At 72.0% G+C, this 20,646-nt stretch carries 12 protein-coding genes and 1 pseudogene; 4 read left to right on the forward strand and 9 right to left on the reverse strand.

The window, feature by feature from the left end; translation table 11 throughout:
- The first annotated feature begins 39 nt into the window (after positions 1-39).
- Positions 40-1,323 (forward strand): phosphopyruvate hydratase, encoded by a 1,284-nt coding sequence (eno, locus tag AB0J55_RS12395; RefSeq protein ID WP_364246652.1) that lies wholly within the window; start codon positions 40-42, stop codon positions 1,321-1,323.
- A 40-nt stretch (positions 1,324-1,363) separates the two neighbouring features.
- On the opposite strand, the gene AB0J55_RS12400 is transcribed toward eno, so the two are convergent.
- A complete protein-coding gene (locus AB0J55_RS12400; RefSeq protein ID WP_329048788.1) occupies positions 1,364-1,795 on the reverse strand; it encodes an OsmC family peroxiredoxin in 432 nt (143 codons plus the stop codon).
- 17 nt (positions 1,796-1,812) lie between these two features.
- Here AB0J55_RS12400 and AB0J55_RS12405 point away from each other — a divergent pair.
- Positions 1,813-2,187 (forward strand): annotated as a pseudogene (locus AB0J55_RS12405) (class I SAM-dependent methyltransferase); the annotation flags it as partial.
- 398 nt (positions 2,188-2,585) lie between these two features.
- Here the strand turns inward: AB0J55_RS12405 and AB0J55_RS12410 are convergent.
- Positions 2,586-4,862, reverse strand: coding sequence for a tetratricopeptide repeat protein (locus AB0J55_RS12410; protein ID WP_364246656.1), 2,277 nt, complete (start codon positions 4,860-4,862; stop codon positions 2,586-2,588).
- 122 nt (positions 4,863-4,984) lie between these two features.
- Positions 4,985-7,168 carry a tetratricopeptide repeat protein gene (locus AB0J55_RS12415; RefSeq protein WP_364246659.1) on the reverse strand — a complete coding sequence of 728 codons (2,184 nt, stop codon included), beginning with the start codon at positions 7,166-7,168 and terminating at the stop codon, positions 4,985-4,987.
- 109 nt (positions 7,169-7,277) lie between these two features.
- On the opposite strand from AB0J55_RS12415, the gene AB0J55_RS12420 reads away from it, so the two are divergent.
- Positions 7,278-8,018, forward strand: a complete 741-nt coding sequence (locus AB0J55_RS12420) for a ribonuclease activity regulator RraA (protein ID WP_364246662.1) — start codon at positions 7,278-7,280, stop codon at positions 8,016-8,018.
- Here the strand turns inward: AB0J55_RS12420 and AB0J55_RS12425 are convergent.
- From AB0J55_RS12425 to AB0J55_RS12445, 5 genes are all read right to left on the reverse strand, one after another.
- Positions 8,015-9,274, reverse strand: coding sequence for a mandelate racemase/muconate lactonizing enzyme family protein (locus AB0J55_RS12425; protein WP_364246664.1), 1,260 nt, complete (start codon positions 9,272-9,274; stop codon positions 8,015-8,017). The genes AB0J55_RS12420 and AB0J55_RS12425 overlap by 4 nt on opposite strands.
- Positions 9,271-11,280: an ABC transporter permease subunit gene (locus tag AB0J55_RS12430; RefSeq protein ID WP_364246666.1), complete on the reverse strand. Its 2,010-nt coding sequence runs from the start codon at positions 11,278-11,280 to the stop codon at positions 9,271-9,273. Before AB0J55_RS12430 ends, AB0J55_RS12425 begins: the two co-directional genes overlap by 4 nt.
- A complete protein-coding gene (locus tag AB0J55_RS12435; RefSeq protein WP_364246668.1) occupies positions 11,277-12,701 on the reverse strand; it encodes an extracellular solute-binding protein in 1,425 nt (474 codons plus the stop codon). Before AB0J55_RS12435 ends, AB0J55_RS12430 begins: the two co-directional genes overlap by 4 nt.
- 88 nt (positions 12,702-12,789) lie before the next feature.
- Positions 12,790-13,938 (reverse strand): Gfo/Idh/MocA family oxidoreductase, encoded by a 1,149-nt coding sequence (locus AB0J55_RS12440; RefSeq protein ID WP_364246671.1) that lies wholly within the window; start codon positions 13,936-13,938, stop codon positions 12,790-12,792.
- A gap of 48 nt (positions 13,939-13,986) precedes the next feature.
- Positions 13,987-14,733, reverse strand: a complete 747-nt coding sequence (locus tag AB0J55_RS12445; protein WP_364246673.1) for an FCD domain-containing protein — start codon at positions 14,731-14,733, stop codon at positions 13,987-13,989.
- A gap of 72 nt (positions 14,734-14,805) precedes the next feature.
- On the opposite strand from AB0J55_RS12445, the gene AB0J55_RS12450 reads away from it, so the two are divergent.
- Positions 14,806-15,963 (forward strand): mandelate racemase/muconate lactonizing enzyme family protein, encoded by a 1,158-nt coding sequence (locus AB0J55_RS12450; RefSeq protein WP_364246676.1) that lies wholly within the window; start codon positions 14,806-14,808, stop codon positions 15,961-15,963.
- Positions 15,964-15,970: 7 nt separating this feature from the next.
- On the opposite strand, the gene AB0J55_RS12455 is transcribed toward AB0J55_RS12450, so the two are convergent.
- Positions 15,971-20,569 (reverse strand): DUF6531 domain-containing protein, encoded by a 4,599-nt coding sequence (locus tag AB0J55_RS12455; RefSeq protein WP_364246678.1) that lies wholly within the window; start codon positions 20,567-20,569, stop codon positions 15,971-15,973.
- Positions 20,570-20,646 lie beyond the last annotated feature (77 nt).

Consider the following 20,646-nt stretch of genomic DNA (forward strand, 5'->3'; position numbering starts at 1 on the left):
TGGCGCCGCCCTGCTACTGCGAACTCACCGAGGAGCGCGATGACTGCCATCGTCCGGGTCAAGGGCCGGGAAGTGCTGGACAGCCGGGGGAACCCGACCGTCGAGGTCGACGTCGAACTGGCCGACGGTTCGCTCGGCCGCGCCGCCGTGCCCTCCGGTGCCTCCACCGGCACCCGGGAAGCGGTCGAACTGCGGGACGGGGACCGGACCCGGTTCCACGGCAAGGGCGTGCGCAAGGCCGTCGACGCGGTCAACACCGAGATCGCCGAGGCGATCGTCGGCCTGGACGCCGAGGCGCAGGCGACCGTCGACCGCGCGCTGATCGACCTCGACGGCACCGCGAACAAGGCCCGGCTCGGCGCGAACGCCACCCTGGGCGTCTCGCTCGCCGTGGTCAAGGCGGCCGCCGCCGCGAATTCGCTGCCGCTGTACCGGTACGCCGGCGGGGTGTTCGCGCACCTGCTGCCGATGCCGATGATGAACATCATCAACGGCGGGGCGCACGCGGACAACCCGATCGACTTCCAGGAGTTCATGATCGGGCCGGTCGGCGCGGAGACGTTCGCCGAGGCGGTGCGGATGGGCTCCGAGGTCTTCCACACGCTGCGCAAGGCGCTCCACGACGCCGGGCACAGCACCAACGTCGGCGACGAAGGCGGGTTCGCGCCCAACCTGAGCTCGGCCGACGAAGCTCTCGAGTTCGTGCTGCGGGCCATCGAGCAGTCCGGCTACACCCCCGGCGAGGACATCGCCCTGCTGCTCGACCCGGCCGCGTCGGAGTTCTACACCGGCGAGGTCTACGACTACACCGGCGAGGGCCGCAAGCGCAGCGTCGAGGAGCACGTCGCCTACCTCGCCGAACTCACCGCCCGCTACCCGATCGTGTCCATCGAGGACGGTGTGGCCCAGGACGACTACGCCGGGTGGAAGCAGCTCACCGACACCATCGGCGACCGCGTCCAGCTCGTCGGCGACGACGTCTTCTGCACCAACGTCAACCTGCTGGCCGACGGCATCGAGCGCGGCATCGGGAACTCGATCCTGGTCAAGGTCAACCAGATCGGCACCCTCACCGAAACGCTCACCACCGTCGAAACGGCGCACAAGGCGGGCTACTCCGTGGTCATGTCCCACCGCTCCGGCGAAACCGAGGACACCACGATCGCCGACCTCGCGGTGGCCACCAACTGCGGCCAGATCAAGACCGGCTCGCTGTCCCGCGCCGACCGCACCGCCAAGTACAACCAGCTCATCCGCATCGAAGAAGAGCTCGGCGCCGAGGCGCGCTACGCCGGCGCGAGCACGATCAGCGGCCACCGCTGAGCCGCCCGCCGGCCCGGTCTCCGGGCCGGCGGTGCCCGCCTCAGCCCGCGAGCGTCGCCTGCAGCGTGATCTCGGGGACCCCGGCCAGCGCGCGGCTGACCGGGCAGTTCGCCTTGGCCTGCTCGGCGTACTCGCGGAACTGCGCCTCGTCGACGCCGGCCACGCGGCCCTGCGTCGTCAGCTCGATCTTGAGGATCGTCGGCGCCCCGTCGACCGGCCGCAACGTCACCGCCGCATCGGTTTCGATCGACTCGGCCGGGAAGCCGGCGCCGGCCAGGGTGCTCGCGAGGGCCATCGAGAAGCAGGACGCGTGCGCGGCGGCGATGAGCTGCTCCGGGTTGGACCCGGGGCCGTCCTCGAAGCGGGACTTGTAGGTGACGCCCCCGCTGATGCTTCCGCCGCCCGCGGTGAACTGCCCGGATCCGGTGGGGATGTCGCCGTTCCAGTTCGCGTGGGCCTTCGAGACGGGCATGCGTCCTCCAGAGATCGATGTCGGTGCTTCGTCCGAGAGTCAATCAGGATCGGACCGGCTTCGCCAAAAGGACGACTACTTGCCCTTCTTCGCACCGGCCGGCGAGGCCGTCGCCGCGGACGGCCCAGGCGAACCGCCGCGAAACTGACGGGGCGGTTGCTGGACCTGCGTGTGCTGGACCTCGCCTGCGGACCGGTGACCTGGCGAACCGCCTGGCCGCCCGCGGCTGCCGGGTCACGGGCCTGGACTCCTCTCGGCGGGTGTTCCTGGACCGCGCCCGCGCCCGCGCCGACGTCGAGTACGTGCTCGGCGACATGCGCCGGCTGCCGTGGACCGCCCGCTTCGACCGGGTGGTCAGCTGGTCGACGGCGTTCGGGTACTTCGACGACAGCACCAACCGCGCCACCCTGCGGGGCATCGCCGTCGGCCTGCGGCCGGGCGGCCGGCTGGCGATGGACCTGGACAACCTCACCGCGTTCCTGGCGGCGTACACCCCGTCCCGGGTGGTGGCCACGCGGGGCGACGACGACATGCTCGTCGACCGGTACCGGCTGGACGCGCCGACCGGCCGCCTCGAGGCGGAGCGCACGGTGGTCCGCGACGGCCGGACGCGCCGGATCCGGTTCGTCAAGCGGTTGTTCGCCTATCCCGAGCTCCGCGACTGGCTCCTCGCGGCCGGGTTCGACGCGGTGTCCGGCTACGGCGAAGACGGCCGGCCGCTGACCACCGGCGGATGGTCGTGGTCGCGAGCGTGCCGGCGTAGGCCGGTGAGCTGCGCGCGGGCCGGGTTTCACCGCTGGAGCGGCAGAACACGGGCGCGGAGCACGTCGGCGTCGGGGTGGTGCAGGTCGTCGAGGATGGGCAGGGCCTGTTGCCAGGCCTGGTGTGCTGCCGCGGTGTCGCCCGCGGCCTGGTGGGTTTCGCCGAGGCGGATGAGGGTGTCGGCCTGGGGGTGGCGGGCGCCCAGTTTGCGGAACAGCTCCAGGGCGTTGTGGTAGCAGGCGGCGGCCTGCTCGTGCCGGCCGAGGTGGTGGTGGGCGTGGCCGAGGCTGTCCCAGGTGTCGGCCTCGCCGTGCCTGCTGCCGACCGCCCGGTGCAGTTCGAGGGCTCGCGAGCACGAACGCAGCGCTTCGGCGGGGTTGCCGAGCTGGACCTGCATCCAGCCGATCGCGTTGAGCGCTTCGGCCTGGCCCGCCCGGTGCCGGGCCGCGTGGAACAACGCGTAGGCCGTCTCGCCCTCTTCCAGGGCCTGCGGGTGGGCGCCTTGGGCGTAGAAGACGATGCCGAGGTTGTTGTGGCTGCGGGCCTGCCCGATCAGGTCGCCGAGCCGCCGGTCGAGGGCGAGGGCGCGCTGCAGCGCGGCCCGGGCGTCGGCGTGGCGGCCGAGCCGGATGCAGGCGCGGCCCAGTTCACGCAGGGACCAGGCCTGCCCGTGCGGATCGCCGGCGCGTTCGGCGGCGGCGATCGCGACGTGCTGGGTGGCGACCATGGGGGTCCAGTGCCCGGCGCGGATGCAGAAGGTGGCGACGCTGCAGGCGAGTTGCCAGGCGTGGGTGTCGAAGCCGGCGTCGGTGGCTCGGTCGACGGCGGCGGCGAACACCGGGCGCTCGGTCGTGAACCACTGCCAGGCGTGCTCGTCGTCGGCGAGTTCGTCGACGACGGCCCCGGGCTGGGGCGCGGTCAGGGACAGCCGGTCGTTGGGCGGGTTGAGCAGCAGCGTCGCGGCGTGCGCGGTGTGCAGGTAGTGATCGAGCATGCGGTGCAGGGCGGCGCGCCGCGCCGGCCCGGTCTCCTCCCGGCGGCCCCGGTCGGCCGAGTAGGCCCGCAGCAGGTCGTGGTAGGTGAACCGGCCGGGGCCCGGTTCGGTGAGCAGCTGCGCCTTGACCAGTTCGGCCAGGGCCGCGCGCGCCCGGCCGGGTCCGGTTCCGGCGAGGCTGGTGGCGGCCGACAGCGAGATGACCGGGCCGGGGTGCAGGCTCAGCAGCCGGAACATCCGGGCCGCCGCGGCGCTCAGCGTCCGATAGGACCACGAGAACACCGCGCCGAGGTCGACGCTGGTGTCACCGATGTCCAAGGCGCCCAGCCGGTCGCGGACGTCGCGCAGCTGCCGGGCCAGCTCGGCCAGCGACAGGCCGGGGGCGAGGGTGGCCCGCGCGGCGACGATGCTCAGCGCCAGGGGCAGGTGCACGCACAGCTCGACCAGGTCCCCGGCGGCCTGCGGTTCGGCCGCGAGCCGTTCCGGGCCCAGCCGGCTCGCCAGCAGGTCGTGGGCCTCGGCGGTGGTCATCAGGTCCAGCGGCAGGGCCCGCGCTCCTTCGCTGACGATCAGCCCGCCGAGGTGGTCGCGGCTGGTGACGACGGTCAGGCACCGGGACGAGCCGGGCAGCAGCGGCCGGACCTGGCTCGTGTCGCGGGCGTTGTCCAGCACGACGAGGATCCGCCGGCCGGCCAGCTGCGACCGGTACAGGGCCGCCTGTTCGGGCAGCCCGGCCGGGATCCGCTGGGCCGGCACGCCGAGTGCGTCGAGGAAACCGCGGATGGCTTCGGCCGGCGGGACCGGCCGGCCGCTGGGGTCGAAGCCCCGGAGGTTGACGTAGAGCTGCCCGTCGGGGAACCGGTCCGCGACCCGGTGCGACCAGTGCAGGGCGAGCGCCGTCTTGCCGACCCCCGCGGTGCCGTTGATCGCCACGGTGTCGTTGCGGTCCAGCAGCCCGGTGAGTTCCTTCAGCTGGGGAGCCCGGCCGGCGAACCCCGCCACCGCACCGGGCAGCTGCCGCGGCACCACGGCCCGCGGCAGCACCGGCTCCGGCCCGGTGGCCGGTTCCGGGGGCGGGACCGGCGCGGTGCCTGTGCGCGCCGCCGCGAGCAGCTGTTCGCGGCGGTGTGGATCGAGGGCGAGGGCTTCGGCGAGCAGGCTCACCGAGGACAGCCGTGGCTGCCGCCGCCCCGCCTCCAGCACGCTGATCGAGTGAGCCGACACCCCGGACCGGCCGGCCAGCTCGTCCTGCGTCCAGCCGGCCGAGAGCCGGCAGTCGCGCAAAAGCTCGCCGAAGGCGTTACCGCCCATTTCCTCCCCCTGGAAACGGTCAGCCGCCGAAACGGCACCGGCCACTCCGCCCATTGTCGGGCAGCGGACGGTGCCGGTTCAACCGCGTTCGCGCCCGGGGAAACCGGTCAGAAGTGACGTATTCAGGTGGAATCGGCCACCGTCGAAGTCTCGAGGTCGTCGAGGAGCCGCTGGACGCGAGCGGCGTCGGTGTCACGGCCCTGGTCCTGGTACATCTGCCGGGCTTCCTGCCACACCGCGCGGGCCAAGCCGGCCTCGCCGAGGGCGAGGTGCGGATGGCCGAGCCGATCGAGGGTGTTGACGGCCTCGGTCGTGTTGCCGAGGGTCCGGTGCAGGACGACGGCCTGCCCGTAGCAGTCGATCGCCTGCCGGTAGTCGCCGGTGTGGTGGGCGATGTAACCGAGGCTGTCCAGGGTTTTCGCCTCGCCGATCGGGTTGCCGTGCTGCCGGTGCAGGGCCAGCGCCGCCAGGCACCGGCGGCGGCCGGTGTCGTACTGGCCCAGCCGGGCCGCGAGCCAGCCCTCCGCGTTGATCGTGAACGCTTCCAGCACCGGCTGGCCGAGCACGCGGAACAGGTCCCGGGCGCGCACGGCGTGCACCAGGGCCTGCCGGTTGTCTCCCGCGTGTTCCCACGCCCACGCGAGGTTCCGGTGGCTCTGGGCCTGCCGGTCGGTGTCGCGGTGGTGCGTGGCCAGGTCGAGGGCGCTCTGCAGGTGCTCGATGCCTTCCCCGGGGCGGCCCAGCGCGGTGAAGGCGTGGCCGAGGTGCTGGTGCGCGTCGATGCGGGCGACCGGGTCGGCCAGGTGCTCCGCGGCCGCCAGCGCCGCTTCCCACACCCGGACCCGGTCGCGGCGGTGTCCCCGCCGGAAGTGGAACGTGTCCAGCGCCCAGGCCAGCTGCCACACCGCGTCGTGCCAGCCCTTCCCGGCGGCGGCGTGGTGGGCCGCCAGCAGGGTCGGGTGTTCGGTGTCCAGCCAGGTCATCGCCGCCGAGGCGTCGGACAGCGGCGGCTCGGGCACCCCGGGCGCGGGCGGCCCGAGGCGGCTGGGCGGGCGGTGCGGGTCCAGGAGGCGGTCGGCGGCGTGGGCGAGGTGGAGGTGGAACTCGATCACCCGCCGCAGCGCCGCCGCCCGCGTCCCGCCGTCCTCGCGCCCGTGGCCGGAGTCCGCGGCGAACAGGCGGATGAGGTCGTGCATCCGGTACCGGCCGGGGACGTGCTGCTGGGCCAGGGACGCGCATTCCAGCTCGCGCAGCACCAGCCGCACGCGGGACACCGGGAGGGCCGCCAGCGCGGCGACGGCGGGCAGGCTGATGTCCGGGCCGGGCGCGATCGCCAGCAGCCCGAGCAGGTTCGCCGCCGTGGCGCTCAGGGCGCGGGCCGACCACGACAGGACGACCCGCAGGTTCGAGTGCAGGTCCCCGGCGTCCAGCCCGTCCAGCCGGGCGGCCGCGTCGCGCAGCTCCTCGGCCAGGACGGCGAGGGGGAAACCGGGCTGCTGCTGGGTCCGGGCGGCGACGATCCGGATCGCCAGCGGGAGCCCCGCGCACCAGGCCAGCAGATCGGCCACCGCTTGCGGCTCGGCCGCCGGCCGCTGCGGGCCGAGCTGGCTCGCCAGCAGGCTCCGGGCGTCGGCGGCGGGCAGCACGTCGAGATCCAGCAGGCTGACGTGGACACTGACCAGCCCGGCGAGCCGGCGCCGGCTGGTGACGATCACGGTGCAGGACGGGCTCCCCGGCAGCAGCGACCGCACCTGGTCGGCGTCGGCCGCGTTGTCCAGCATGATCAGCATGCGCCTGCCGTCGACCAGGCTCCGGTACAGCCCGACCTGGGCGTGCAGCGGACCGGGGATCCGCCCGGGGTCGACGCCGAAGGCGTCCAGGAACCCGCGCACCGCGACCGCCGGCTCCAGCGGCGCCCCCGCCGGGGAAAAGGCCTGCAGGTCGACGAAGAGCTGGCCGTCGGGGAACCGGTCCTGGTTGGCGTGCGCCCAGTGCAGGGCCAGCGCGGTCTTCCCGATGCCCCCGGTCCCGGCCAGCGCGGAGATCACGACGGCGGCGCCCGCCGGGGCCGCCCCGGCGTCCAGCACGGCGGTGAGCCGGTCCAGTTCGGACCGGCGGCCGACGAACTGCGCGGGCGCGGGCGGCAGCTGCCGCGGGATCGGCATCCGGTACGGCGGCAGCTGCTGGTGGACGACCCCGGCCACGGTGCCGGCCTGGATCACCACGCCCGGAACGGTCCGGCCGGACACGGTGTTGTGCACGTGCGAGAGCACGCCGGGCTCGCGGGCGGGGCCGTCTTCGGTCATCCGGGGAGGTCGTCCGCTCGCCTCCGCCCGTTACGGAAGCCGCTTCGCCGGACTAGGCTCGAAGATCTCCGATGGTTGCGGTCAGCGCGGATCCGAGGGAGCTACCGACGTGGTCGAAACGCCCGACATCACCCGCCCGCCCGCCGAACTCAGCGCGGCCATCGCGGCCATCGGCAGCGCGACGGCCAGCGGCGAGCTCAGCCGGATGGGCATCCGCAGCGCCTTCATCCGCGGCCCGGTTTCGGTGACCCCCGGGGTGCGCGTGGCCGGACCCGCGCTGACGCTGCAGTTCCTGCCGAAACGGGAGGACCTCTACCCGGTCGACGAGTACGAAGAACCGGAGAAACAGCTGCACCGGCACGTCATGTACCACACCCGGCCCGGCGACATGATCGTCGTCGACGCGCGCGGGGACATGAGCAGCGGCGTGTTCGGCGAGATGATGCTGACCTACTTCAAGGGCCGCGGCGGCGCCGGCGTGGTCGTCGACGGCTGCCTGCGTGACACCGGCGAGGCCAAGCAGCTCGGCCTCGGGCTGTGGATCCGGGGCGCCACCCCGAACTTCCACGCCCAGACCGGCATCGTCCCGGCCGCCGTCAACGTGCCGATCGCCTGCGGCGGCACGGTCGTCGAGCCGGGCGACATCGTCGTCGCCGACGACGACGGGGCCGTCGTGGTGCCGGCGAAGCTCGCCCCCACCCTGGTGGCCCACGCCCAGGAGCACGCGGAATGGGAGGAGTTCTCCCGGATCCGGCTGGCCGAGGGCGGCGATCTGCGGCGGTACTACCCGCTGTCGGACGAGGCCCGGCCCGAGTACGAGCGCTGGCGCGCCGAGCAGGGCCGCGCCTAGCTCCACAGCCGGTCGTGGCTGGACTCCGCGTCCCAGTGCGTCGTCTCGGCGAAGAACACCGGGTCGCGGGGGTCGAGGTGGTGGCGCAGCAGGTCCTCGTTGAGGTCGCCGAAGCCCAGGCCCGGGGTGTCCGGCACGGTGATGTGGCCGTTGCGGATCAGGGGGCCGGTGACGAGGTCGCTCCAGAAGGCCACGTCGGCCGCGTGGTGTTCGAGCGCGAGGAAGTTCTCCGTCGCGGCGGCCAGGTGCACGCACGCCATCGTCGCGATCGGGGACGCCGCCAGGTGCAGGGCCATCGGGATCCCGCGCTCCTGCGCGTAGTCGCCGAGGCGCTTGGTCTCCGCGATGCCGCCCGCCGTCGCCGGGTCGGGGTGCACGATGCGGATCGCGTCCGCGTCCAGCAGCGGGCGGAAGCCCTCCACGAGGTAGATGTCCTCCCCCGTGCACGTCGGGACGGCGACCGCCTCGGTGAGCCGGCGCCACTGGCCGGTCAGCTGCCACGGGATCAGGTCCTCGATCCAGGCCAGGGTGAACGGTTCCAGCGCGCGGCCGATCCGGATGCCCGAGTCGAGGGCGATGTGGCCGAAGTGGTCGGCGGCGAGCGCGACGTCGTAGCCGACGACCGACCGGACGATGTCCACATAGGACACCAGGTGGTCGACGCCCTTCGCCGTCACCTGGATGCCGGTGAAGGGGTGCATCGTCGTGACGTCCGCGCGGGCACCCGGCGGCGCGATCAGCGCGCCGGGCACGTCCCACAGCAGGTCGATGCCGACGTCCATCTTCAGCATGGTGAACCCGCGCCGCTTGCGCTCCAGCAGGCGGGCGCCCATCTCGTGCGGGTCCGCCACCGCCGGCGTGTCCGCGTAGCACCGGACCTCGTCCCGGAACCGGCCCCCGAGCAGCGCGTACGCGGGCACGCCGTACGCCTTGCCCGCCAGGTCCGTCAGCGCCATTTCGACGCCGGAGACCCCGCCGCCCTGGCGGCCGTGGTGGCCGAACTGCTTGATCTTGCGGAAGATCTTGCCGACGTTGCAGGGGTTCTCCCCGACGAGCCTGCTCTTGAGCACGAGCGCGTAGGTGGCGCTGGCCTGGTCGCGCACCTCCCCGTAGCCGGACAGGCCCTGGTTGGTGTCGATCCGGATGATCGACGAGCGGAACGGCACCCCGGCCACGTTCGCCACCCGCAGGTCGGTGATCCGCAGGTCGCTGGGCCGGGACGCCGTCGGGACGTGCTCTTCGGTGATCGCGCTCATCCCTTCACCGCGCCCGCGGTCAGGCCTTCGGTCAGGAACCGCTGCCCGAAGCCGTACATGAGCACCACCGGGATGCTGACCAGCAGCGAGGCCGCGGCCAGCTGCCCCTGCGGCACGACGTCCCCGAAGATCATCGACTGCATGCCGACCGGCAGCGTCTTGTAGTCGTCCTTGGTGATGAACACGAAGGCGAACAGGAATTCGTTCCACGCGTTGGTCAGCGTGAACAGCGCGACCGCGAGCAGGCCCGGTTTGGCCAGCGGCAGCACGATCCGCAGGAACGCCCCGAACCGCGTGCAGCCGTCGACCAGTGCGGCCTCCTCGAGGTCGGCCGGGATCGACTTGAAGTAGCCGACGAGCAGCCAGGTCGCGAAGGGCAGGGTGAACGTCGGGTAGGCGAGCACGAGCGACCACAGCGAATCGTTGAGCCCGATGCCGCTCATCAGCTGGTACAGCGGGATGAACAGCAGCGCGCCCGGCATCACGTAGGTGAGCAGGATCGTCACCGTGACGCTCTCCGAACCCCGGAACTTCAGCCGGGCCAGCGCGTACCCGGCCAGCGCCGCGCAGACCAGCGCGATCACGGTGGACGCCACCGACACCAGGATCGTGTTGACGTACCAGGTCCCGAACGCCCGGCCGGTGAACAGGTTGGTGAACTGCTCGGTGGTCCACGGCGTCGGCCAGAGGTCGTCGGTGCGCGCGACGATCTGGTCGTCGGACTTGAACGCCGTGACCGTCATCCAGTAGAGCGGGGCGAGGACGAAGGCCAGCAGGGCGACGAGCGCGATGCCCGAGCCGCCGCCCCCGACCAGGCGCGCGGCCACCCGGTTGCCCCGCGTGGCGAACCCGGAGACGACCCGGCCGACGATGGCCGCCAGCGCCACGAACACCCCCAGCACGAGCGCGGCCTTCCAGGCGATGTGCGGTGACGCCCAGGCCAGCACGAGCACCACGCCGGCGGCGATCGCCCACGGCAGCGCCCGCCGCTGCCCGGCGGTCAGCCGCCGCCGACCGAGATCGGCCGCGCCGGGCAGGTCGCTGCGGCGCATCATCCGCACGAGGATCACCACGAGGACGCCGATCACCGGCAGCATCACCAGCGTGACCGCGGCGCCCGCACCCAGCTGCAGCTGCTGGATCGCCTTCGAATACGCCACCATCACGTACGGGGCGGTGGCGTCCCCCGGCCCGCCCTGGGTCATCAGCCAGATCAGGTCGAAGTTGTTGAACGTCCAGATCGAGGACAGCAGGACCGTCACGATCATGACGTTGCGCAGCCCCGGCAGCGTGATGTGCAGGAAGCGCTGCCACGGCGAGGCGCCGTCCACCATCGCCGCCTCGTGGAGGTTGCCGTCGATGGCCTTGAGCCCGGCGAGGAACGTCACCGTGAAGAACGGGATGCCCTTCCAGACGTTGACCAGGATGACCGCCGGCATGGCGAGCGCGGGATCGGACAGCCACTCAGCGGGCCACTTGTCGACGAGCCCGATCGAGGCGAGGGCGGGCCCGATCCCCGATTCGGTGAGCAGGACGTTGACGCTGCCGAAGACCGGGTCGAGCAGGGACCGCCAGGTGAAGGCGGTGACGACGGTCGGGATCACCCACGGCAGCAGGATCATCCCGGCGATGATCGCCCGGCCGCGGCGCACGTGGTGCAGCATCAACGCCGCGATGAGCCCGAGGGTCACCTTGAAGATCTCGGCGTAGGCGGTGAAGACGAACGAGTTGAGCACGCCGTGGTGGAACAGGCTGTCGCCGATGAGGGCGGTGTAGTTGTCCAGCCCGGCGAAGACGGTCTCGGCACCGTGGCGTTCGGTGACGCTGGTGACGATCGAGCTGCCGATCGGCACCAGGATCAGGCCGGCCACCAGCGCCAGCGTCGGTCCGGTGAACACCGCGGCGAGCCGCCAGTCGCGCCCGAGCAGCCGCTGGGACCTGGTGAGCGAGGACGACGCGGCCCGCGCCGGCCGGGCCGGCGCCGGACGCTGGCGCAGGGTGGTCATTGCCGGTAGCCCTGTTGCTCGAAGATCTGCACGATCCGGCCGTGGGTCGCGGCGACGGCGTCGGCCGGCTTGGTGCCCTGGATGACCGACTGCATCATGTCGGTCAGCAGGTAGGCGGCGAGGGCGGCCTGCTCGCCGGGGCTCGGGGCCTGGGGGAAGGCGTAGCCGGTCCGGGTCTTCACCGGGAGCTGCGCGCGGGTCTGCTCCCGCAAGGCGGGGAAGGCCGGGTCACCCGTGGTGTAGTACGGGTCGGAGTCCCACACCTTGCTCCAGGACGGGTTGACCAGGCACGGCGCGCCCTTCGCGACCCCCAGCAGCGCGCTCCCGCCGACCATGAACTTCGCCACCAGCTTGGCGAGCGCGGGGTTCTTCGCTCCCTTGAACACGACGAACGAGTTGGATTCGCCGAACGCGAGCGGCCGGTCGATCGCCGGTCCGGTGGCGCCGTTGAACACGTGGGTGTTGGCGTAGACCGGGTTCTTCTTGGTCTTCGAGTCGGCGTAGACGCTGAACTGGTTGAGCGTGAGCCCGAGGATCTGGGCCAGCCAGTTCTCGTTGTTGCTCGAGTCGGTCCAGCTCCCGATCCCGGGTGGCAGCATCGGCGCGTACTTCGGGTTCGTGTAGATGTCGCCGATGAACGTGACGGCGGCGACGGTCTCCGGCGAATTGAACACCACCTTCGTGCCCGTGTTGTCCGCGATCGCCCCGCCGTAGGTGTTGATGACGTTCTGGATGAAGCCGTTGGCGTCGCCGGAGCGGTTCACCGTGAGTCCCCAGCCGAAGCGCCGCTTCGCCGGGTCGGAGACCGCCAACGCGTTGTCGCGCAGCTCTTCCCACGTGTAGTAGGGCTTGAGCGGGAGACCCTTCTCCTGGTACCAGTCCTTGCGCAGGTACATTCCGGACGCGATGAAGTGGTACGGGATCGCGAACCAGCGGCCGTCGAACACGCAGTAGTCGTTCGCCTCGGTCGCGGGCTCGCCGTAAAGCGCTTTCATGTCGTCGACCACGTCGGTGACGTCGGTCAGGGCACCGAGGTTGTGCAGCTGGCCGACGAACCGCCGGTCGCTCACGAAGGCCAGGTCGCGGTTGGTGCCCGCCTTCACCTCGGCGTCCATCTTCGCGACCATGTCGCCGGCGTCGCCGGAGACCAGGTCGTTGCGGATCGTGGTGCCGGTGGCCTGGGCGAACGCCTGCAGCGACTTGTCCAGCGCCTTGTTGGCGGCCTCCGAATACAGCTTCTGCGAGAGCATCCCCACGGACCCGCCGCGGAGCGCGGCCGCCTGGTCGAGCAGGGGCTGGGGCACCTGGACGTCGACCTGGGGCGCGGGTGCGGGGCCGCTGCTGCAGCCGGCGAGACCGAGCACGCCCACCGCGCTCAACCCCAGGAACGTGCGTCTCGACAGGTCGTTCTTCTCTTCCATGACAACTCCTCGTACCGACGGGGCCACTCTGCAACCGGCGGGACAGCGAGGCGAGCGCCGCGCTGCGGATCTTCGAAGCTGGGGTCGTTCATGCGGCGAAGGACGCCGAACTGCTGATGCGCTGTCCGGGCAGGCCGTCGAACAGCCCGGCCGAGCCGCGGGGCCGCCACAGCGGGACCGGGCCGGCGCCGGGCACGGGTTCGAGCGCCACGGCGGCCGCCTGTTCCGCGGAATCGAGCGCCCGCTGGACGACCAGCGCGTTGGCCACGCTCTGCGCGACGCTGCCGGCCGGCCGCGCGCCGAACTGCACGGCGTCGGCGAAGTCGGCGAGCTCCGCGCGGTAGCCGTTGTCGCTGCCGCGGAAGACGGTCGTGTGGCTGGTGGCGTCGGGGCTGCTGCGCGTCACGCGGCGCTCCGACTCGGAGCCGGCGAGCACGAGCATGCCCTCGGTGCCGTAGAGCCGCATGTCGTTGGGCTCCGGCGGCAGCGGGATTTCGGGGAAGGACGCGGTGTAGCTGCCGATGGCACCTCCGGTGAAGACGAGGGTGAGCGCGAGGTCCGACGGCGCGTCGATCGTGCTGTTGGCCGCCTGCACGGCACCGTGCACCCGCGCGATGTCGCCGCACAGCAGCCGGATCTGGGCGATGTGGTGCACGCCGAAGTCGAGGTGCACGCCACCGCGGTACTGCGGCCGGTGCCGCCACGGCGTGCTGGTGAACCCGCCGGGCCGGGGCACCGACTGGCCGGCGTACCGCCACGCCATCAGGTGCAGGCGGCCGATCGCGCCGTCGTCGAGCAACGCCCGGGCGTAGCGCAGGTCGTCGCGGTAGAAGTAGTTCTCCCCCACCACGAACGTGCGGTCGGCGTGCGCGGCCGCCAGCGCGAGGAAGGCCGCGGCCTGCTGCGCGTCGACGCCGGCCGGCTTTTCGCAGAACACGTCCTTGCCCGCGTCGAGCGCGTCGCGCGCCACTTCGTACAGGTGCGGGATGGGCACCGAGACGAGCACGGCGTCCACGTCGTCGCGGGCCAGCAACGCGCCGCGGTCGGCGGTGGCCAGGGCCGGGTCGGTCCCGCTGTAGCCGGTGAAGCGCCTGCGCTGCTCGTCGGAAGGGTCGGTGAACGCGGTGACGACGTACCGGTCGGCGAGCCCGCGCAACGCCGGCCAGTGCAGCTTCTCGACCGCGAGCCCGGTGCCGATCAGCCCCAGCCGGATGGGCGGGATCCCCGGTGCTGCCATGCCTCGTCCGTCCTCGTCAGCAGGTCACGGATCTCGGTCGTGCAGTGCCTAACGCCGCTTGGCGGCCCGCTTGCTTCGCTGCTCCTTTTCGGACAGGAGCGTGGAGTAGTTGTTGCTCAGGTGCCGGCGCATCGCGGCGCGGGCGCCTTCGGGATCACGGGCCACGAGGGCCTCGTAGATTTCCGTGTGTTCGGCGGTGGCTCGGCGCAGCCCGGCCGGCGCCGCGTTCGTGAGGCGGCGGCTGGCCGTGCCGAGCCAGCGGGCGGAGTACATGATCCGGTCGAGGATGCGGTTGTCCGCCGCCCGGCAGATCTCCATGTGGAATTCGTGGTCGACTTCGAGGTAGGCGTCGGGATCGGTCTCGAGGGCCGCCATCCGCCCGATCTCGTTTTCCAGCCGCCCCAGGGTTTCGTCGGTGATGCTGGCCGCCGCCATCGCGGCGAGCTCGGGCTCCAGCAGGGCGCGCATCTGGTGCAGTTCCTGCAGCAGCTCGTCGACGATCTCCGTGGGCAGCCACTCGATCAGCAACGGGCTCAGGTAGTCCCACTCCGCGCGGGGCCGGACGGCGACCCGGCGGCCCTGCGCGACGTCGACGATGTCGAGCGAGGCGAGGATCTTGAGCGTCTCCCGCGCGACCACGCGGGACACCCCGAACTCACCCGAGATCTCGATCTCCGACGGCGCCCGGCCCTCGTCGATTTCGCCGCGGACGATCCGCCGGGTCAGGTGGGCCGCCACCTGCACCGGAAGGGTCCGGACCTTGACAGCGTCCGGAGACTCTTGTCTCCTTGGCATGTGAGCAGCTTATAGGACAAGTTGGACGTCGCGTTAGTCCGTTCATACGCACCACCCGGCGGCGGGAGAACAATGCGGATCGTGAACGTCACGACGGCGGTGGTGGCCTACCACGGCCAGGCGACGCTGGTGCGGATCGACACCGACGAGGGGCTCAGCGGGTTCGGCGAGGCGAACCCCGACGCGGGCGCGGCCGCCGTCGTCGGGATGATCGGGTCGCTGACGCCGCTGCTGCTCGGCGAGGACCCGCGCAACGTCGAGCGGTGCTGGGAGAAGCTGCGCCGCAGCAAGGTTTTCGCGGGCGCACAGGGCGGGGTGTTCGTGATCGCCCTGTCCGGGATCGAGCTGGCGCTGTGGGACCTCGCGGGCAAGGCCGCGGGCCAGCCGGTGCACCGGCTGCTCGGCGGGAAGTTCCGCGACCGCATCCGGCTGTACGCCGACTGCGGCGACGGCGACGACCCGGCGGGGTCGGTCGCCGGGTGCGTCGACCGGGCCCAGCGGATGGTCGCCGAAGGCTTCACCGCCCTGAAGTTCGACATCGACGACCTGCGCCACCCGGACAAGTTCGACGATTTCAACCACACGGTCAACGCCGCGGAGCTGCGCTCGATGGTGGAGCGCGTGGCCGCCGTCCGGGACGCGATCGGCCCGGACGTCGATCTGGCCATCGACCTGCACGCCCGCTACGACGTGCCGAGCGCGTGCCGGATCTCGTGGGAACTCGAGCCGTTCCGCCTGATGTGGCTGGAGGAACCGGTGCCGGCGGAGAACGTCGACGCACTGGTGCGGGTGCGCGCGCAGACCCGCACCCCGATCTGCGCCGGGGAAAACCTGTACCTGCGCTGGGGCTTCCGCGACCTGCTCGAACGCGGCGCGGTGGACGTGATCGAGCCGGACGTGCCCAAGTGCGGCGGCCTCGCCGAGGCGAAGAAGATCGCCAACCTCGCGGAGCTGCACTACATCCCGTTCGCCCCGCACCTGGTCTCGACCCCGCTGGGCACGATGGCCACGTCCCACCAGTGCGCGGCGATCCCGAACTTCTTCGTCCAGGAATGGCACGCCCTGGAGGAGCGCGCGGTGTGGGACAGCTACGTCCACGCCCCCGACGGAAGCGGCTCGATCGTCAAGGACGGCTACATAACGCTGCCCGAGACGCCCGGCATCGGGGTGGAACCCGACCTGGACGGCGTCCGGGCCCACGCCGTCGCGGGCTTCGGGGTGTTCGAATAGGACGTTCTCACTTCGGCGCGCGGTACGGGCGCTCGTAGTCGGTCCGGTCGTGGAACTTGGTGATGTCCCCCTTGCCGTCCTGCTTGAGCCGCGGGTACTCGGTCACGTCGAACACGTTGTCCGAACGCCGGTACGGGTAGATGTCGTGGCCCTTGCCCGGGTAGCTCGGGAAGACCACGTGCGTCTTGCCGGCTTCGGCGTTCTTGGCGAAGGTCTCGGAGACGTAGTCCCACTTCTCCTGGACCAGCGGCCGCTTCGGGTCGTTGGGGTCCTTGATCCACCCGGGCATCTGCACCTTGTTGTCCTTGAGGGTGCCTTCGAGGGTGTTGCCGCCGTGCTTCTTCGCGATCTCGGTGGCCTTGTCCTCCATCGACCCGAGGTACTTGTCCGGGTTGTTCTTCCCGGGCACCCGCTGCATGTGGCCGCCGGACCAGAAGAAGTGCTTGTCGGCCTTCAGCATCTTGTCGAGTTCCGGCTTGAACTTCTCGAACTCCTCCTTGGTCATGTTGTCGACGCGGATGGGCTTCTTCCGCGGGCTCTTCCGGATCGCCGGCTGGGCCACCTGCTTCTTCGTGTTCCGGTCGCGCAGCCGCTTCGCGCGGTCCTTGACCTTCCCCTTGAAACACCGCTGCGGGGCGAGGCCGAGCGGGTCGGCCTCGAGCAGCGGCTGGTCGACGTAGCCGACGGGGTTCGGTGCCGCGGCGAGGCCCAGCGGGTCCTGGCTGAGGTAGCGCGTGGTCCGGGGGTCGTAGTAGCGGAAGACGTTGTAGTGCAGCCCGGTCTCCTCGTCGCGGGTCTGGCCGGGGAACGCCAGCGGCATCGCCGCGGTGTCGGCACCGGCCGCCGGGAGGCCCCAGAAACTGCTGCGGTCCTGCCAGACCAGCGTCCCGCGCTCGTCGAGCAGTTCGGTCGGCGTCCCGGCGGGCGAGGTGATCACCACCCGGAACCGGGCCTCCTCGGCGACGCCGGCGTGCTCGACCTGCACGACGGGACGATCGTCGCCGAAGCGCTCCCACGTCAGGAACCGGTAGGACCCGTCACCCGGGCGGTACTCCACCTGCTCGACGAGGTTCAGCTCGCTCCACAGGTACCGCACGTCCAGGGCGAGCTCGGGCTCGGCGTCCGGGCCGCTCAGCCAGCAGCGCTTGGCGAACCGCCGCCCGATGGGGTCGTAGTGGTAGGTCCAGAGCGCCCCGTCGGGCGTGCGCGCGGAACGCAGCCGGTCGAGGTGGTCCCACGTGTAGGCGCACGACCGGTCGCCGTGGCGCCAGCCGGTGACGCGGCCGTGGGCGTCGTGGCCGAAGCGGAGGTCCCCGATGCCGGTGAGCCGGTTGCGCTCGTAGCCGCGCGGGCCCGGCGGGCTCGTCGCCGAGGTGATGGTGCCCGCGGCGTCGCGGGTGAACCGTTCGACCCCGTCCGGCCCGTGCGCTTCGCTGACCCGGCCGGCCGCGTCGTAGGAGAGCTGCCACGGCCGGATCGTGTCGTCGACGCCGGCGAGCCTGCCGTCCGGGCGGTAGCGGTAGGTGCGCCGCCCGACCCCGGCGACGTCCTCCTCGGCGAGCCGGTCCTCTTCGTCGAACCGCCGGCGGAGCACCACCTCGCCGTCGACGCTGCGGACGACCTCCCGCCCGGCGTCGTCGTAGCCGAATTCGACGTGGTGGCCGGCGATCCGCAGCGACCCCGGGCGCCCGGAATCGGTGAAGCGCCACTCACTGTCCACACCGGACGAAGTCCGCCGGACGACCGCGTCACCCTCGTCGCGCCAGCACACCCCGAGCCCGTTGATCGTGTCGGTGATGACCCGGTCGCCGCCGTCGCGGCGGATCTCGACCCGCGACTCGGCGTTCTCGGCGACGGCCAGCCGGCCGAGCGCGTCGTAGCCGTAGGTCGTGACGTCGTCGGGGGTCCGCCGCGCCACGACGTTGCCCGCGACGTCGTAGTCGTACTCGACCACCCGGCCGGCGCCGGTGGTCATGCGCCGCAGCTGTCCCGCCGCGTCGTGGGCGTAGGTGGTCCGCCGTCCGTCGAAGTCGGTCTCCTCGGCGAGCCGTCCGGCGGCGTCGAAGACGTAGTGCCAGGTGAGGCCGGCCGGGTTGGTCACCGACGTGAGCCGCAGCTCCCCGTCGTAGGTGAACAGCGTGCGGCCGCCCGCGGCGTCGGTCTCCTCCAGCACCAGGCCGAACGGGCCGTGCTTGCGGCGCCGGGCGGAGCCCGCCGCGTCGCGGTATTCGACGACGTTGCCTTCCGCGTCGTGCACCCACGTCTCGCGGCCGCCGTGCGGGCCGAGCCGCCAGGCGCGGCGGCCGTCGGCGGTCCAGCCGAGCCGCGCGGCGCCGCCGGAGGCGGTGTGCGCGAGGCGCGGGCGGCCGTAGGAGTCGCGGTCGCCGGGACGGGCCGCCCGGTCGGTCGCCGGAGCGTCCTCGAACGGGTCGGCCGGCTCCAGGACGTCGACCGGCAGCCCGTTGCCGAGGAGCGTGGTGGCCGGGTCGAACTCGACCACCAGCCGCTCGATCTCGTCGTCGCCTTCGCCGGCCTGCAGCCACACCGCGCCGTCTTCGCCCCGGGTCAGCCGCACCGCGGGCGCGCCGGGGCGGTGGACGGCCACCAGCCCGTCGTCGTCGTACTCGTAGCGCGTCTCGCGGCCCAGTTCGTCCACTTGGGACAGCAGTTCGTCCCGGCGGTTCCACGTATAGCGCCGGGAATGGCCGAGCGGGTCGATGCGCTCGATCAGCTGGCGGGCCTCGTTCAGGCGGTAGGTCCAGGTGTGGCCGAGGGCGTCGGTGTGCCGCGTCGCGCCGGGTTCGTAGGCGAAGGCCGCGTTGTAGTAGCCGTTCGCGCCCACCGCCCGGACACAGCGGCCCGCGGTGTCGTAGACGTAGCGGTACCAGGTGCCGACCCGGTCCTGCCAGCCGACGAGCCGGTGGTCGAAGTCGTAGTCGAGCGCCATCGAGCGGCCCGCGAAGTCCGTCACCGCGCTCAGCTGGGTGTGCCGGTTGTACGAAAACCGCACCACCGGCGGCTGCCCCGGCACCCCGAGCGCGACGATCCGGCCTCGCTCGGTGCTGACCAGGAGCTCGACGCCGCCGGGCCGGCGGAGCCTGGTGGGCGAACCGTCGGCGGCGTAGTCGATTTCGGTGCGCTCGCCGTCCTGCTCGATGGCCGTGACCGGCAGCACGCGGCCGGTGCCGGAGAACAGCAGCTCACGATCGCCGGACGAAAGCCGGAAACCCTCCGGTACGCGGCGCAGCCGGTGCCGCGGCCCCTGCGCCGGCAGCACGGGCTCCTCGCCCGGGACGGGGTAGTCCAGCACCATGCCGTCTTCGGCGTGGAACCGGACCCGGTTCCCGCCGAACTCCAGCCGCTGGTCCCAAGTGGACGTCCACGATGGACCGAACCACCGGCCGGCCCGGTAGGACGACAGGTGCGTACGGGAAATCTCCAGATCCGCGGCTTCGCCGGGCAGGGTGACGTCGACCTGGGTCATCACGACCTCACCGGTCGCGACGTCGATCGGGTCGCCGCAGTAGTTCTTCGCCTTGTCGGGTGTCGAACGGTCGGACTTGTCCTTCGGCTTGGTGTCGTTGCCGCCACCTTTGCCGGCCTTGCCGCCGCCGCTTCCGGCGCCGCTGGTGTTCGTCTGGTCGCCGTCGTTCTTGGGGCCGTTCTTGTCCGCACCGCTGTCGCCGCTGCGGTGACCGTCGCCGCCGCCCTTGCCGGCGTCGCCGTGGCCCGCGCTCGAGGTCGACGTGCTGTCGTCGTCGCGCGGTTTGTCCTTCTTGGGGTCGGGTCCGCCGTCCCCCTTCTTGCCGCCGCCCTTGATGTCCTTGATGGGCTTCGGGGCGTCCACCTTGCCGGGCTTGATCTTGCGCAGCGCGCTGGCGGCGTCGTCGAACAACGTCCCGGCCTTCTTGAGCAGGGGCACGAGGGCCTGGAGCGCCTTGACGAGCCGCTTGGTGAGGTCGGCGATCTTCGACGCGGTCTTGGCGACGGCGGCCACGACCTGCGGCACCACCCAGGTCAGGCCGATGCCGAGGGTGAACACCACCTGCAGGGCCCAGCTGATGAGGTGGCCGACGAGCTCGGCGATGATGTCGCGGACGAGCATGCGGACGGCGGCGACGACCTCACCGGCCGTCTTGACCCCGCTGGAGGCCCCTTCGCAGCCTTTCTGGGCGGCGGTGAGGATGTCGACGGTGTCGGTGGCTCGCTGCCGGTACTGGTCGGCGGCGTTCCCGCTCCACGACTGCAGGTCGGCCTTGACCATGCCGGCCAGGTCCTCGCCGACGGCCCCGAGTTCCTTGGCGACGTTCGCCCAAGTCTGGGACTGGGCCTTGATTTCGTCGGCGTCCCCGGTCAGGGCGTCCAGCGCCGCGGACAGCGGGCCGACGTGTTCCAGCAGCCACCCGACCCCCGCAGCGAGGATCGCCCCGAAGGGATCCAGCGCCATGGACAGGGTGTCGAGCGCGACGCCGACGGCGCCCATCGCGACCGAGGCCCAGTCGCCCTTCTCGATGCCCTCTTTGAGGTCGTTCGCGGACTCCAGCAACGGCACCCCGGAGATGGCCGTGGTGGAGTCCTTGCGCTCAGCTACCAGCGGGTTCGCCACCAGGTGACTTTAACGAGTCGGCAACCCCAACCGGGGGTTAACAACACGGGAACTGCGCGGAAGTCCCGCCGGAAGAG

This window comes from Amycolatopsis sp. NPDC049688 (assembly GCF_040674975.1).
Lineage (GTDB): Bacteria > Actinomycetota > Actinomycetes > Mycobacteriales > Pseudonocardiaceae > Amycolatopsis.